This window comes from Lacinutrix salivirga, assembly GCF_053604675.1.
This window is the reverse complement of the sequence record NZ_JBSHNP010000145.1, coordinates 1-482: the sequence shown is the minus strand read 5'-3', so window position 1 is coordinate 482 and position 482 is coordinate 1. Positions and strand designations below refer to the sequence as shown.

The following is a 482-nucleotide window of genomic DNA, read 5'->3' as shown; positions in this document are numbered from 1 at the left end:
AAACACACTTACAATTAGTAGTACAGCGACTATTACACAGCTACAACTCTACAATGTAGCAGGACAGCAAGTATTATCACAGGCGTTTACCACTCAATTGGATTTAGCAACCTTACCAAATGGGATTTACTTTTTAAAACTGTTTGATGATTTAGGGAATGTAAGTATTAAAAAGGTGATAAAGCAGTAACATGCTGTCTGGTTGAGCGCAGTCGAAACGGTTTTAAAAAATATAATACTTGTTAAAATAAAATTAGAAGATGGTACAATCCTCACAAAAAAATTACTTAGATAAGCTATTATTTAGTGCATTTTGTTTTTTTTCTCTAGTAGCAAATACGCAAATCCAAGCCGAAGCCGACTGCGTGGATGCCATTCGTTTATGCGATGCAAATATTAGTACATATTTTGTTGTGGATGGTTCTGGAGCAATAGATGATGCTAATGGGTCTTTTACTTTGGCCTGTCAAAACCAGACTAGT

2 protein-coding genes are annotated in these 482 nt (G+C 35.1%); both read left to right on the top strand.

What is annotated here, in order from left to right:
* The coding region (locus ACVC5O_RS15765; RefSeq protein WP_452222439.1) for a T9SS type A sorting domain-containing protein at positions 1-190 on the top strand (190 nt) is incomplete at its 5' end.
* Between the two features lie 70 nt (positions 191-260).
* On the top strand, positions 261-482 hold a 222-nt coding region (locus tag ACVC5O_RS15760; RefSeq protein ID WP_452222438.1), incomplete at its 3' end, for a hypothetical protein.